14 protein-coding genes are annotated in these 13804 nt (G+C 67.6%); 3 read left to right on the forward strand and 11 right to left on the reverse strand.

All coding sequences use genetic code 11. The features are described 5' to 3' along the window. Window positions 1–102: 102 nt before the first annotated feature. The 4 genes from L1892_RS13280 to L1892_RS13295 all read right to left on the reverse strand — a co-directional run bounded on the left by L1892_RS13280 (window position 103) and on the right by L1892_RS13295 (window position 5049). Window positions 103–2667, reverse strand: coding sequence for an FtsX-like permease family protein (locus tag L1892_RS13280; RefSeq protein WP_235724076.1), 2565 nt, complete (start codon window positions 2665–2667; stop codon window positions 103–105). Beyond that, on the reverse strand, window positions 2664–3293 hold the full coding sequence (locus L1892_RS13285) for an ABC transporter ATP-binding protein (protein WP_372475067.1): 630 nt from the start codon (window positions 3291–3293) through the stop codon (window positions 2664–2666). The genes L1892_RS13280 and L1892_RS13285 overlap by 4 nt, the downstream gene beginning before the upstream one ends. A gap of 255 nt (window positions 3294–3548) precedes the next feature. Continuing rightward, window positions 3549–4682 carry an L-cysteine desulfhydrase Cds1 gene (gene cds1, locus L1892_RS13290; protein ID WP_235724078.1) on the reverse strand — a complete coding sequence of 378 codons (1134 nt, stop codon included), beginning with the start codon at window positions 4680–4682 and terminating at the stop codon, window positions 3549–3551. A 4-nt stretch (window positions 4683–4686) separates the two neighbouring features. Continuing rightward, window positions 4687–5049: a DUF4229 domain-containing protein gene (locus tag L1892_RS13295; RefSeq protein ID WP_235724079.1), complete on the reverse strand. Its 363-nt coding sequence runs from the start codon at window positions 5047–5049 to the stop codon at window positions 4687–4689. A 205-nt stretch (window positions 5050–5254) separates the two neighbouring features. On the opposite strand from L1892_RS13295, the gene L1892_RS13300 reads away from it, so the two are divergent. The 3 genes from L1892_RS13300 (at window position 5255) to L1892_RS13310 (ending at window position 6400) form a co-directional block, all read left to right on the forward strand. Further along, window positions 5255–5479, forward strand: coding sequence for a BldC family transcriptional regulator (locus L1892_RS13300; protein ID WP_235724080.1), 225 nt, complete (start codon window positions 5255–5257; stop codon window positions 5477–5479). Window positions 5480–5536: 57 nt separating this feature from the next. After that, window positions 5537–5758: a hypothetical protein gene (locus L1892_RS13305; RefSeq protein WP_235724081.1), complete on the forward strand. Its 222-nt coding sequence runs from the start codon at window positions 5537–5539 to the stop codon at window positions 5756–5758. 144 nt (window positions 5759–5902) lie between these two features. Next, complete coding sequence (locus tag L1892_RS13310) at window positions 5903–6400, forward strand: helix-turn-helix domain-containing protein (RefSeq protein WP_235724082.1); 498 nt, start codon at window positions 5903–5905, stop codon at window positions 6398–6400. 32 nt (window positions 6401–6432) lie between these two features. Here the strand turns inward: L1892_RS13310 and ccsB are convergent, their stop codons facing one another. The 7 genes from ccsB to L1892_RS13345 all read right to left on the reverse strand — a co-directional run bounded on the left by ccsB (window position 6433) and on the right by L1892_RS13345 (window position 13734). Further along, window positions 6433–7464: a c-type cytochrome biogenesis protein CcsB gene (gene ccsB, locus L1892_RS13315; RefSeq protein ID WP_235724083.1), complete on the reverse strand. Its 1032-nt coding sequence runs from the start codon at window positions 7462–7464 to the stop codon at window positions 6433–6435. A 41-nt stretch (window positions 7465–7505) separates the two neighbouring features. Continuing rightward, entirely contained in the window at window positions 7506–9281 is a 1776-nt protein-coding gene (gene resB, locus L1892_RS13320) for a cytochrome c biogenesis protein ResB (protein WP_235724084.1), read from the reverse strand. Then, the gene (locus tag L1892_RS13325; RefSeq protein WP_235724085.1) at window positions 9278–10084 is read right to left on the reverse strand and encodes a cytochrome c biogenesis CcdA family protein; all 807 of its coding nucleotides are present in this window, start codon (window positions 10082–10084) and stop codon (window positions 9278–9280) included. Before L1892_RS13325 ends, resB begins: the two co-directional genes overlap by 4 nt. Then, window positions 10081–10719, reverse strand: coding sequence for a TlpA family protein disulfide reductase (locus L1892_RS13330; RefSeq protein WP_235724086.1), 639 nt, complete (start codon window positions 10717–10719; stop codon window positions 10081–10083). Before L1892_RS13330 ends, L1892_RS13325 begins: the two co-directional genes overlap by 4 nt. A gap of 24 nt (window positions 10720–10743) precedes the next feature. Next, the gene (locus L1892_RS13335) at window positions 10744–11373 is read right to left on the reverse strand and encodes a histidine phosphatase family protein (protein ID WP_235724087.1); all 630 of its coding nucleotides are present in this window, start codon (window positions 11371–11373) and stop codon (window positions 10744–10746) included. Between the two features lie 15 nt (window positions 11374–11388). Next, window positions 11389–12708, reverse strand: a complete 1320-nt coding sequence (gene hemL, locus L1892_RS13340) for a glutamate-1-semialdehyde 2,1-aminomutase (RefSeq protein WP_235724088.1) — start codon at window positions 12706–12708, stop codon at window positions 11389–11391. Between the two features lie 147 nt (window positions 12709–12855). Continuing rightward, entirely contained in the window at window positions 12856–13734 is an 879-nt protein-coding gene (locus tag L1892_RS13345) for a DUF559 domain-containing protein (protein WP_235724089.1), read from the reverse strand. Window positions 13735–13804: the final 70 nt, after the last annotated feature.

The following is a 13804-nucleotide window of genomic DNA, read 5'->3' on the forward strand; positions in this document are numbered from 1 at the left end:
GGCCGAACCCACTCGACCACCGACAAGCGGCGCCAACACTGGGGCGGCTCGGACCTGTCCGACGACCACCGACAGAACGCCGCCACCGCGAGGTGGGCGGGGCTATTCGTCGAGGATGGATTCGCTGATGTTCATCCGGGAGGCCCGCATTGCCGGGACCAGTGCGCCCACGATGCACAAGCCACAGGCGACCGCGACGAAGATCAACGTCGACGGGCGCGGTGAGTACGCGATGTCGATCGAGGTGGTGGCCGACAGGATCTTGTCGGACAAGAAGTGCAGAGCCCCACCGAGTATGACGCCGGTCAGCGATCCGATGAGCGCGACGCCGGCGGCCTCGGCAACCACCATCCGGGACACGAACTTCCGCGAGGCACCCATCGCGCGCAGCACGCCGAGTTCACGGCGACGTTCGATCACCGACAGCAGCAGGGTGTTCAGCAGCGCCACGGCGGCGGCGAGCGCGACGATCCATTGGATGGCGACGGTGAAGGCGCCGGCCTGCTCGGCCTCGGCCTGCGCGGATTCGAGCGCCTCGGTCCCGGAATGCACATCGGCGATCCGGTTGCCCGGCAACGGGTACTCGGCGGCGACCGCCTCGAGGTCGGCGCGAATCCGGTCCTGGTCGACCGCCGGGTCGGTGGACACCTGGAGGTAGGTGTCGCCCGGACGGTCGAACCACTCCGACAGCTGTTCGTTGCTCATCGCGGCCGTACCCGAACCCATGGAGATGTAGTTGACCAGATCACGCACCACCACATCGCGATAGCCGGTCGGGGTGGCCATCCGCAGCGTGTCGCCCTCGGCCACGTCGAGGGTGCGGGCCAGTACGGTGGACATCAGCATGCCGTTCCCGGCGAGTACCTGCTGCAGGGCTTCGGGATCGGCCTTCTTCACGAAGGGCGCCAACGAGTTCGGTTCCAGTCCCTGCACGTAGATCTTGGCCTCGTCGACGTTGATCGACGCCCACTGCGCGCCGACCACCTGCGTCACCCCGGGGACTTGCGCCACCGCCGGGGCGATCTCGGCCGGCAATGCGGGACCCACCGGCAGGCCACCACTGTCGGCCGAGGACACGTAGAAGTCCGGGTCGGCCAAGCCGTCGAGCGAGCCGGAGATCGAGCTGACCAGGTTGTCGAGTGCACCCGAGGTGCCCATCCCGACCGCCACGGCGACCGCCACCGTCATCAGCGTCGCCCAGGCCCGACGCGGCGCACGTTCGGTGTTGACGGCGGCAAGCTGACCGGGACCACCGAAGCGGCGCGACAGTCCCACCACCAGCGCCACCAACGGCACGGTGAGCGCGTAGCACAGCAAGAGCCCGCCGACGGCGAACACCGCACCGGCCAGGATGGCCGGGCGACCGGGAACGCCGACGGCCACGAACCACGACGCCACCAGCAGCACCACACCGGCGATCCCGGAGATCCACACGCCGCGACCGTTCTTGCCGGTGCCGTCGGCGACCTCGCCGGCGACCATCGCTTCCACCGGGGACACCGCGAACACCGATCGGGCCGCCAGCGTCGTCGCTGCGACACAGGCGAATATGCACGCGAGGATGGCGATCACCGGCGCGTACCACGGCAGGTGATAGCTCACCGCCGTCGCCATCTGATCGGTGTTGGCCTCCGGGATCCGACCGATTGCCCAACGTCCGGCGAGAACGCCAACCGGCACGCCCAGCGCACCACCGACCAGACCGAACAACGCCGACTCACCCAGCAGGTCACCGACGAGGTGACCGCGGCGCGCACCCAGCGCACGCATCATCGCCAACGACTGCCGACGCGAGGCGACCGCCATGTTCATCGTGTTGAACACCAGGAAGCCGGCGATCACCAACGAGATCAGCGAGACCAGCAGCGTCGCATCACGTGTCACCGAACTCGCCGTCTCGGCCTGCGCGGCGCGGAAGTCGGGGTCCACCACCACGGCCCGACCGTCCACGACGTCGGCCACCGACGACTTCACGGTGGCGATGTCGGCGCCCGGTTGCGCCACGATCAGGATGGAGTCGACCTTGCCCTCCTGGGCCGCCAGCCGCTGCGCGAGCCCGAGGTAGGCGAAGATGAAGTTGCCGCGGTTGAGGACGTCGGCCTGATCGCCGCCGATCACCGAGATGACCTGTACATCAGCACCATTGATGGACAGGCGCTGGCCTTCGGTGAGTCCGGTGGCCGACCCGGCGACGATCCCGTTGTCGAGCTCGCCCTCGTCGATGCCCTGCGATTGTTGTTGAGAGACGGCTTGTTGCAGATCACCGGACAGCGCGGTGACGCGGAAATCCGACCCGAGCAAGGCGATGTTGCGGTCGTCGATCACCACCGAGTCGCGGATCAGCGGTACCACCGATTTCGCGTCCGGGACGTCGCGGCGGATCTCGGCAGGGAGTTCGTCGTCGATGCCGGAGTCGGCGATGGCCGCGACCTCCACCTGAGCGGAACCGCTGATGGCCGCGTTGACCTGGCGCACCGATTCGGTCAGCGAGCCGTACAGCCCGAGTACCGAGATCAGCAGCGCCGACGCGACGACCACCACGAGCAGGGAGGTCACCATCCGCAGTCGATGGGTGCGGATCTCGCGCAGGTTGAGCACCCGGATCCGCGACAGCCCGGACGCCACCGACCGCACCGGACGCAGCGTGCGGGTCGACGATCGACTCACGCGATCTTCCCGTCCCGCACCGTTATGGTGGTGTCAGCGACGTCGGCGGCGTGCGCGTCGTGGGTCACCATCACCACCAGCCGGTTCGGGGTGTCGTGGGCCACCTCGGAGAGCAGTTCGAGCACCGAGTCACCGGTCTTGGAGTCCAGGTTGCCGGTGGGTTCGTCGGCCAGCAGGATGGTCGGGTCCATGATCAACGATCGGGCGATGGCGACGCGCTGCATCTGCCCGCCGGACAGTTCCGACGGACGGTGATTGACGCGCGCCCCCAAGCCGACGCGTTCGAGCAACTCGACGGCACGCGGTTTGGCCTTGCGTAGCGACTGACTGTCGAGCAGGCGCGGCAACGCAACGTTCTCCCACGCCGACATCGTCGGCACCAGGTTGAAGAACTGGAACACGAAGCCGACGCGATGGCGGCGAAAGGCCGACGCGTCGTCGTCGTCGAGCGAGCCGAGGTCGGTGCCGTCGACCGTGATGGTGCCCGAGGTTGGGGTGTCGAGTGCGCCGAGCACATGCAACAGCGTGCTCTTCCCGGCACCCGACGGGCCGACGATCGACGCGAACTGGCCGCCGTCGAGGGTCAGGTCGAGCCCATCGAGGGCCCGTACCCGCTGATCGCCCATCTGGTACTCGCGCACCAGATCGACGGCCTTGACCAGGGGTTCATCCGCGAGAGAGCTCACGCGGGTCATGGTATCGGACGACGGTGAGGGTGCCCTTAGTCGGATCGAGTGCCCGCTCGACGGAAAACGGCGCCCAGTGAACAGGAAACGGCACCCACTCGACGAGAAACGGCACCCACTCGACGAAGCTGCCGTTGAGTGGGCGCTGTTTTCCGTTGAGTGTGCGCTGTTCTCCGTTGAGTGTGCACCCGCCGGTCAGGCGGTGGCGCCGGTCCAGTGGCCGGAGGCCAGGAATTCGTCGAGGACGGCCGTCGGCTCGGTCAGGTCGAATCCCTGCCGGCTCAGCCAGTCGTCGTCGAAGTAGGTGTTGGCGTACCGATCGCCCGAATCACACAGCAGGGTGACCACGCTGCCCGGCTGACGCTGCGCGGCCATCTCGGCGACGATCTGCAGCGCACCCCACAGGTTGGTGCCGGTGGAGCCGCCGACGCGACGGCCGAGTCGGTCGCTGAACAGTCGGGCGGTGGCGATGGATGCGTTGTCGGGAACGCCGATCATCCGGTCGATCACCTGGGAGACGAACGACGGCTCCACCCGCGGCCGCCCGATCCCCTCGATCCGGGAGCCGAGCTCCGAGCGCAGGGCACCGTCGCCGGTGTCGTAGGCCGGTAGGAACACCGAGTTCTGCGGGTCCACCACCGCCAGCCAGGTGGGGTGGCGCCGATACCGTACGTAACGGCCCAGCGTCGCCGACGTCCCGCCGGTGCCGGCACCCACCACGATCCAGGTCGGGATCGGATGATCCTCTTCGGCCATCTGGGCGAAGATCGACTCGGCGATGTTGTTATTGCCGCGCCAGTCGGTGGCGCGCTCGGCCATCGTGAACTGGTCGATGAAGTGACCGCCGAGTTCCGCCTCGAGCCGCAACGCCTCGGCGTAGACGTCGCCGGGCCGGTCGACGAAGTGGCAGCGTCCGCCTTCCCGCTCGATCAGCGCGGTCTTGGCCGGCGAGGTACTCGAGGCCATCACCGCGATGAACGGAACCCCGATGAGCTTGGCGAAGTAGGCCTCACTGACCGCCGTCGAACCCGACGACGCCTCGATCACCGTGGTGCCCTCGGTGACCCACCCGTTGCAGATCGCATAGAGAAACAACGATCGCGCCAGCCGGTGCTTGAGCGAACCGGTGGGATGGGTGCTCTCGTCCTTCAAGTAGAGCTCGATGCCGGTGTCACGGCCGGCGTCGTCGGTCCATCGTGACCAGTCGGGTAGCGCAAGCCGGTGCAGATGGGTGTCGGCACTGCGACGGCCGTCGGCCTCGATCAGGCGAACCGCGTTCTCCGACCATGTCCGGTTGCGACGGTGGTCGACGATCCTGGTCGGCTGCACAGGGTCAGTCCGACGTGCCGCGCAGCCGCGACTGCAGGTCGTCGTGCCGGGCTCGGCGCGCATTGTCGACGGCGGCGATCTGACTGTTGACCCGCAATCGCAGCTTCTTGAACAGGACCAGCCCCAACGGCAGTGCGATGAGCACGCCGAACACGGCAGCCACCAGCAACGGCACCTCGACCCCGACGAGGGCACCGATCCCGAGGATGAGCGCCGCAACCACGACGACCAGCGCCAGGCGGGCCACGGTGTACATCGCCACCGCCAGCGCGACACTGCCGGCCGATGCGTGGGTGTCAGCCCCCTGGGTGTCGGCCGCCGGGGTGTTGGGTGCCGGGGCGGACCCGGATGCGTTCTGATCTGTCACGAATACGCCTTCTTTCCGATCTCTGCACACCAGGGTACTGGGGTTATCCAGCCATCCGGGCGCCCCCTCGGACGACAGATGCGGCCGGGAATGCCGGTTTTGCACTCTCTTTACCGTTTCCTGACTGTTCGAACACCCGGCACTCCGGCGTGTATCCATGAGGTGATCCCAGATCGCCATCGTTGCAGGCGGAGAGAGGAACATCGTGACGATCACCGACGCAGCCGGAGTCCCCGGCCTCATCACCCCCGGCCTCGCGAGTCAGCACACCCTGACGCCCGGTCAGGTGGCAGCCATGTTCAACGTGAACCCGAAGACCGTCGCCCGCTGGGCCAGTTCCGGTCTGCTCGGGTCCATCCGCACGCCCGGCGGACACCGTCGGTTCCGTGAGTCCGACGTCGTCGAACTGCTGAACCGCCGCACCCACTGAGCAGGCTCTGCCCCGCTCCGTCGCAACCTCACGTACGCTGGTTTACGGGAGGTTGCCATGACGTTTCTGTTTGCCTTGATCGGCATTGCAGCTATTGCTTTCCTGTTGTGGCGTGCCTTCGGCCCCCAACTCGGAGAGTCGGACGAGCGCGACGAACACGCACCTCGTCGACCGGCCAAACCGTCGGGTCCCGTCGGCCCCGACGACGACCCTGATTTCCTTCGTGACCTCGATCGTCGGACCCGTGGCACCAACGGGTCCGATGGCGACGACGCCTGACCAGGCGCCGAAGTTACGGCCACGTACCCTACCCCGAGGTAGGGTAATCTCGTTTCACTACGTAGTTCGGACGACAGCGGGAGCGGTCAACCGTACCGGTGGTGAAGGCACAACGATCGACGTTGACGCGGGGGATACACGAGGGTGACTGCCGGTGATGCGCGCCGAACGCCGGCGCATGAGGACGATGCCAGTTTCGCCGAGAAGCTGGGCTATCTGTTCGAGCATTCGCGCGACGAGAACGGCGCGCCCTACACCGGGAAGAAGATCGCCGAGCGCGCCAATGAGCTCGGCTACTCGCTCTCGGACGCCTACATCTCGCAGTTGCGGACCGGTAAGGCGCGCACGCCGTCGTTCCGGACGGTGGAAGCCATCGCCCGTGCGTTCGAGGTCAGCGTCACCTATTTTTTGGCCAATCCCGACGAAGACCTCGAGCGGGTGCGTCAGCAGCGCGACTATGTCGAGATGCTGGCGACCACCGGCACCCATCTGTCGGGTATCGATGTGGGGCGGATCTGCCCCGACACCATCGACGTGCTGATCGATCTGCTCAAGGTGGTCAAGGCCCAGGCGCAGGCGCAGGGCGACACCTTGCCGCCGCCCGGAGAAGCGCCGAGTCCGACCGGACAGAATCCACAGTGATCAGAGTCCGCCGCGGTTTGAGTCCGGCGTGATCAGAGTCCGGCATACGAGTGCAGCCCGGACACCACCAGATTGATGATGAACAGGTTGAACAGCAGCGCGACGAAACCGGCGATGTTGATCCAGGCCGCCGCGTTGTTGCGCCACCCGGCCGTGGCCCGGGCGTGCAGGTAGGCCGCGTAGATCACCCATGCGATGAACGACACCGTCTCCTTGGGGTCCCAGCCCCAGAACCGGCCCCAGGCCGCCTCGGCCCAGATGGCGCCGCAGATCACGCCGAGCCCGAACAGCGGGAACCCGAAGACGACGCACTTGTAGGCCAGCCGGTCGAGCGCATCGGCGTTGGGGATGTGCGCCACGATGCGGCGCACGCCGGCCACGAATCCCTTGCCGGTCAGCGGATCCGCGGAGTCGTCGGCGTCGGACGCATTGGCCCCCCAGCGCATCTTGACCAGGTAGAGGATGCTCGCGACGCCCGAGACCAACAGCACACCCGACGAGATCGAGATGATCGAGACGTGCACGGCCAGCCAGTACGACTTGAGTGCCGGCACCACCGGCGCAGCCTGCGTGTAGAGCCAACGCCCGCCGATGAACATCAGCAACGACACCGGCAGCAGCACGAACGACAGCAATGGACGATGCTCCGGCTTGCGCAGCACCACCAGCCCGGCGACCACGCACGCGGCACACGTCAGCGAGATGAACTCGTACATGTTGCCCCACGGCGCCCGGTCGGTGGCGACACCGCGCAGCACGATCGAGGCGATGTGCGCGATCAGCCCGACGAAGACGACCGGGTAGGCCATCGCCGCCAGCCGCGAGCCCTTGCTGCGACGCGGCGCGGGACCGTCGATGCGGCCGGGGGCGCGGTCGTCGACCGCGACTGTCGCGCCGCCGGCGGTCACCATTTCGGCGGCCGGGGCGAGTTTGCGTGCCCGCGCCCCGGCGAGCGCGGCCAGAAACAGGAACATGGCCAGCACGTACACCGTGATGGCGGTGCCGAACAGAAGGTCGGAGTAACGCGCGAGCGTCTCGTCGACCTGAATGGAGCCCGTGTTCATGGCACCGTCCTCTCGTTGCTGACTGCGCTGGTGGCCGACCGCTACAAACGCCGTGCGGCGCGTGCGGCTCCCGGGTCGTCGGGGTCGATCACCAGGCGGCGCGCCTGCTCATCGAATCCCTCGCCCCAGCCCGCCTGATCGGTGCGTGCCAGGCCGGCGATCTCTACTACCGTACGTCGTTTGGTCTCCTCGCCGGAATCCGACGTGGTCACCGGCACCAGACGCACCCAGATGCGGCGCCGCCGGATGAGCAACGACACCAGCAGTCCGCCGAGCATCACGATCGACGACGCCAGCACCCAGATCTGGGCCGGGTCGTGCGACACCTGCATCGACACCCATCGTTGATAGCCGTCGAAGCGCACCACGGTGCCGTCGGCCAGCGTGTGCGAATCGCCCTGACCGAGGTTGACCTGGGCGCGCTGCTGCAGGCGTCCCTGATCGATGAGCGACTGGTCCAGGGAGTACGCGTTCTGCGGCAGGCCGGTGTCCAGGCCGGTGTCACCCTCGTAGATGCGGATGGCCACGTACGGGTCGTTCGGCTCCGGCGATGCCGAGGTCAGTAGGGTGCCGTGGAAGTTGGCGGTCGGCGCGAACAGACCCTCGACCGCGATCTGATGGTTGCGTCGTTCGTCGGGGTTCGGGTACAGCCCGGCCGGGGTGTCGAAGCGGATGGCTCCCGACGACATCATCGTCTGAAGTTCGTCGGGAACGAACGGCACCGTCTGGGTGCGCTGTTCGCCGTTCGGGAAGGTGACGGTGAACGTCGGGGCGAAGCCGTTGCCGAGTACGTACACACGGTCACCGGCGACACGCAGCGGCTCGTTGACTCGGATGCGGGCGGTCGGCCAGGTCGAGGCGTCGGTGCTGGGTGTCCCCTCGGTGTAGCGGACCTCGGAGCTGTACATGTCGGGTTGACCGTTCGGCAGGAACGTCGCATCGAAGCTGTCGACGCGGATACAGAACGGCTGCAGGTCGGTGCCGTCGACCAGGTTGCCGGCCCGGAACGAGTCGTACACGGCGGTCGACGTGTTGCACAGGCCCTGCTCACCGTCGGCGACCAGGCTGCGGGTGCCCTCGTAGCCGTACAGTTTGCCCAGCGCGATGGACACCAGCAGCGCGAGCAGCGCGAAATGGAACACCAGGTTGCCGAACTCGCGCAGATAGCCCTTCTCGGCGGAGACCTCGACGACGGATTGTCCCGCGGCCCCGCCCCCCGTATCCCCCGCTGATCGAGTGACCCCGGAACCTGCCGACGAGCGCTCCCCCGCTGATCGAGTAGCCCCGGAGCTTGCGGAGGGGCGTATCGAGATCACCCGTCGCCACCCGCGCAGATTCCGCGACACCCGCTCGGCGATTTCCTCGGGTTCCCCGTCGACCTCGATCGTGACGTGCCGCGGCAGTCGCTTGAGGTTGCGTGGCGCGGCCACCGGCTTGGCCCGCAGATTGTGGAAGTGTTCGATCATCCGCGGCGTCAGGCAGCCCACCAGGGACACGAACAGCAGTACATAGATCGCGGTGAACCAAGCGCTGGAGAAGACGTCGAACAGCTGCAGCCGGTCCATCGTCTCGCCGACCCACCCGTGGTCGGCGATGTAGGTGAGCGTCTTCTGTTCGTTGAGCGACCGTTGCGGCAGCAACGCACCGGGGATGGCCGCCAAGGCCAGGAGGAACAGCAGGATCAGCGCAGTGCGCATCGAGGTCAGCGAGCGCCACATGTTGCGTGCCGGCCACAACACACGGCGGCGGAACCAGTGCGGACGGCGCGGCGGCGGGACGTCGGCGGTGTCGCGGCGGTCGGTGGTCACCTCGGTCATACGGGCAGCTCCGTGTCGGTGATGAAGGCATCGCGCACCCAAACGATGAACTGGTCCCACGCGCCGGTCACCAGGGCGATGCCGACGGCGATCAGCATGATGCCGCCGAAGACCTGGATGGCGCGGGCGTGGTTGCGCAGCCAGCCGAGGCTGCGCAGCGCCCACGCCGACGAGAACGCGAGGATGACGAACGGGATGCCGAGTCCGGCGCAGTAGGCGACGATCAGCGCCACACCTTTGGCGGCGGTGGCCCCTTCGGTGCCGCTGGCGGTGGCGATGACCGCGGCCAGCGTCGGACCCAGGCACGGGGTCCAGCCGAGCGCGAAGACGGCGCCGAGCAGTGGGGCGCCGACGATGTTGGACATCCGTCGCGGCGCGAATCGGAACTCGTGTTGCATCGCGGGCACCAGGCCGATGAACACCAGGCCCATCAGGATGGTCACCACCCCGCCGATGCGTTGCAGCAGTTCACGATTGACGATGAAGGTACTGGTGATGCCGAGCACGGTGGCGGTGGCGGCAACGAAGATGACGGTGAAGCCGAGGACGAACAACGCCGCGGCGAGTGCCACCCGCGACCGGCCGCTTTTGGCGGATTCGCCGACGGTCACCGCGGGCGCCTCGGCGCCGACGAGCCCGGCCAGATACGACAGGTAGCCGGGCACCAGCGGCACCACACATGGGGAGGCAAAGGAGACCAGCCCGGCGACGACGCAGGCGGCCAGGGCCAGCAGCAGCGGGCCCGACGAGACGGTGGTGGCGAAGGTCTCGCCGATGGCGGCCTGCGGGGCGAGCGCGATCATGGCGCGCCCGGTGCCGACGACGCGGGCGTGTCGGCCGGTGGGGTCGCTGCGGGGGCTTCGGCGGCGACCCGGCGCACAGTCGCCTCGAGTTCTTCGGCGGTGATGGCCTTGAGGAACACCGCGGCCGGCCGGTGCTCCCGGTCGAGTACGACGGTGGTGGGGACCACCGAGGTCGGGGTGGTCAGCGCGGCCAGGGTGATGCCGTCGAAGTCGTAGATGGACGGGAAGCCGACGTTGCGGTCGGCGACGAAATCCTTGGCATTCTGCCGGTCGTCACGCAAGTCGATGCCGAGGAATTCGACACCGAGGTCTTTGGTGTTCTCGTAGACGGTCTCGAGGTCGTCGGCCTCGCCGCGACACGGGCCGCACCACGAGCCCCACACGTTGATGACGACGACCTTGTCGGCGAAGCGCTCGTCCCCGAGCGCGAGCGGTTCATCGGTGATCAGGTCAGGTCCTGATACCTCTGCGACCGGTTTACGCTGCTCCGGCGGGTAGGTGATGACCACCTGGCCGCCGGGCGAGATGAACTCGAAGGTGTCTCCCTGCGCGACCGCGTCGTCGCCGGTACCGCAGCCGCTGACCACACCGATCACGACTGCCAGCGCCGCCAGCAGCAAGGAAAACTTTCGCACGTTCGTCCTATCCCACCGGGCCGGTCACGCCCCGGTGGCCAACGGGTCCGAGGCCCCCACGGGCTCGGAGTAGATGATGTCGACGAGCGCATCGCCCTCGTAGATCAGGCTGGTCAGGGACGCCAGCGAACACTGCCGCCGGCGAGGGTCGTGCCACAGCCGCTGCCCTTCCAGGAAGCGGCGCAGTGTGTAGACGGGCAGTTGGTGGCTGACGCAGACGGCTTCGTGGCCACGAGCGGCGTCGCGGGCCTTGTTGGCTGCGGCCAGCATGCGATGGGCCAGTTGGATGTAGGGCTCGCCCCACGACGGGGTGAACGGATCACGCATCTTGGGCCAGTGCCGCGGTTTGCTCAGCGCGCCGTCGCCGACGGACACCTTCAGTCCTTCGAAGACGTTGTCGGCCTCGATCAGTTCGTCGTTGGTGATGATCTCGAGTCCGTGCGCGCCGGCGATCGGGGTGGCCGTCTCCTGCGCCCGCTGCAACGGCGAGGCGAAGACGGCAGTCACGTCGTGGTCGGCGAGAGCGCCGGCCACCTTGTTGGCCTGGGCGCGTCCGGTGTCGGACAGTCGGAAGCCGGGCAGCCGGCCGTAGAGAATGCCTTCGGGGTTGTGCACTTCCCCATGGCGCATCATGTGGACGATCGTGTTGGTCATCGTGTCTCCCCCGGGTCAGCTCTGGACCGCTGCGGCAGCGGCCTGCGCGGCTGCCGGCAGTGCATCGGCGATACGTGAGAAAGCATCGTCGTCCAACGCCGCGGACACAAACCAGGCCTCGAACGCACTCGGCGGCGGGTAGACACCACGTTCGAGCAGTGCATGGAAGAACGGAGCAAAACGCCAGGTCTCAGTGGCCTTGACGCCCGGGTAGTCGACGATCGGGTCGCCAGAGTCGGTGAAGAAGACGCTGAGCATGCTGCCCGCGCGCTGCACCCGGTGGGCCACACCGGCGGCGTCGAGGGCGTCGGTCAGCAGCGTGGCGAGGCGGTCGGCGTTGTCGTCGAGTGCGCGGTAGGTGTCGGCGTCGGCGGTGCGCAGAGTGGCCAGACCGGCGGCGACGGCCACCGGATTCCCCGACAGTGTGCCCGCCTGATAGACCGGACCGGTCGGTGCGAGTCGTTCCATCACGTCGGCACGTCCGCCGAACGCAGCGGCGGGCAGCCCGCCGCTCATCACCTTGCCGAAGGTGTAGAGGTCGCCGCCTACCCCTTCGAGTCCGTACCAACCGGACGGGCTGACGCGGAAGCCGGTCATCACCTCGTCCATGATCAGCAACGCGCCGTGGCGTCGGGTGAGTTCGCGCAGGCCGGCGTTGAACCCGTCGTGCGGGGCGACCGCGCCCATGTTGCCGGCGGCGGCCTCGGTGATGACCGCGGCGATGTCGTCGCCGAATTCCTCGAACGCCTTCGCGACGGCCTTGAGGTCGTTGTACGGCAGCACGAGTGTGTCGTGGGCGGAGGCTCCCGTCACGCCCGGCGAGGTGGGCAGGCCGAGGGTGGCCACGCCGGACCCGGCGTCGGCGAGCAGGGCGTCGACGTGGCCGTGGTAGCAGCCGGCGAACTTGATGACCTTGCTGCGCCCGGTGTAGCCGCGGGCGAGCCGGATGGCCGACATGGTGGCCTCGGTCCCGGAGTTGACGAGCCGGACCTGCTCGACGGGGTCGACCCGGTCGATGATCTCCTCGGCGAGTTCGATCTCCGACGAGGTGGGCGCACCGAAGGAGAGTCCGCCGGCCGCAGCCTGCTGCACGGCGGACACGACGGCGGGGTGCGCGTGGCCGAGGATCATCGGACCCCAGGAGCACACGAGGTCGATGTACTCGTTGCCGTCGACGTCGGTGAGTCGGCAACCCTGCGCCGAGGCGATGAAGCGCGGATCGCCACCGACGGCGGAGAACGCCCGGACCGGGGAGTTGACCCCGCCGGGGATGACCTGGGTGGCGCGTCGGAACAGCGCGGCAGAGTTCGCGGCTACTTCAGCGGATCGGGTCACGGGGACCAGTGTTCCAAATGGCCTCGTGAGGGCCAAAATCGTTCAGCCGGTTCTCAGGGAGAGTGTGATGTCGGTGACGGTTGCTGCGGCCGTATCCGCCTGCGGCGACATAGGACGTCGGCGACGATAGTTGTCGCGGCAACCTGCTCAGCCTGCAGGTGGAGACGCCCGACGACGTCGGCGCCGACCGGTCGGTAGCTTCTTGCGGTGCTCACGTCGGCGAACCAGATCGAGGATGGTCCTTTCTGCTTCCGCCCACTCCTCGACCACGCGCTGATAACTCAACCGCACGGTGATGTAGCCCTTTCGGGTCGCCTCCTCGTCGCGTCGGCGGTCCCTCTCGCGCTGTTCGGCGCTGCGGTCGTGGAATTCCTCGCTGTCGATCTCGATGATGAGTCGGGTGCCGATCAGCAGATCGACACGACCGACCCCCGCGATCTGCACTTGTGAGCGCACCGTCACGCCTTTGAGCTGCAACCGCAGCCGCACCATCGTCTCCGTGCCGGATTCCGCCTTGCCATCGCACCGGTCAAGTAGTCGGCGAATCCGCCGCGGGGCCGACGCCATGAGCGATTCCAGGTCGCAGCGTTCGAGCAGGGCCTTGTTGAGGATGGAGTCGCACACCACGACGATGCCTTCGTCGTCGAGGCATTTGAGTGCGTGGCGAAAAGCGGTTCGGATGTCGTCGACGGCGGACACCTCCGGTTCGGGCGACCCGTAGCCCAGGCAGAACCGGCCACTGCGCCCTTGTCGGTGCGCTGACTCCCGAGCCCGGACGTGGACCTTCTTGGGGTGCGTGGGCACCCAGACACCATGGAGCTTCAGCGCCGACAGACAACTCAACACTCCCCCGGCAGTCACCGCCTCGACCACCATCGCATCCGCAGTCGGCGTCGCATACCAGCCACGTCGCAGCCTGCGCAGGTTCTCCTCCCTCATCGCACGCCGCAGGTGTGCGAGAGTCACAGCACGCGAATGCAATTCGGACCAGGACACTACGCCGTAGTGATCATCGATCTCCATCATGAGGTCGAGCATGCCGACGAAACCGGCCGTAATCGGGTTCCGCGCATAGCGGTGTGTGGTTCTGTGGACC

This window comes from Gordonia tangerina, from assembly GCF_021556435.1.
Classification (GTDB): domain Bacteria; phylum Actinomycetota; class Actinomycetes; order Mycobacteriales; family Mycobacteriaceae; genus Gordonia; species Gordonia tangerina.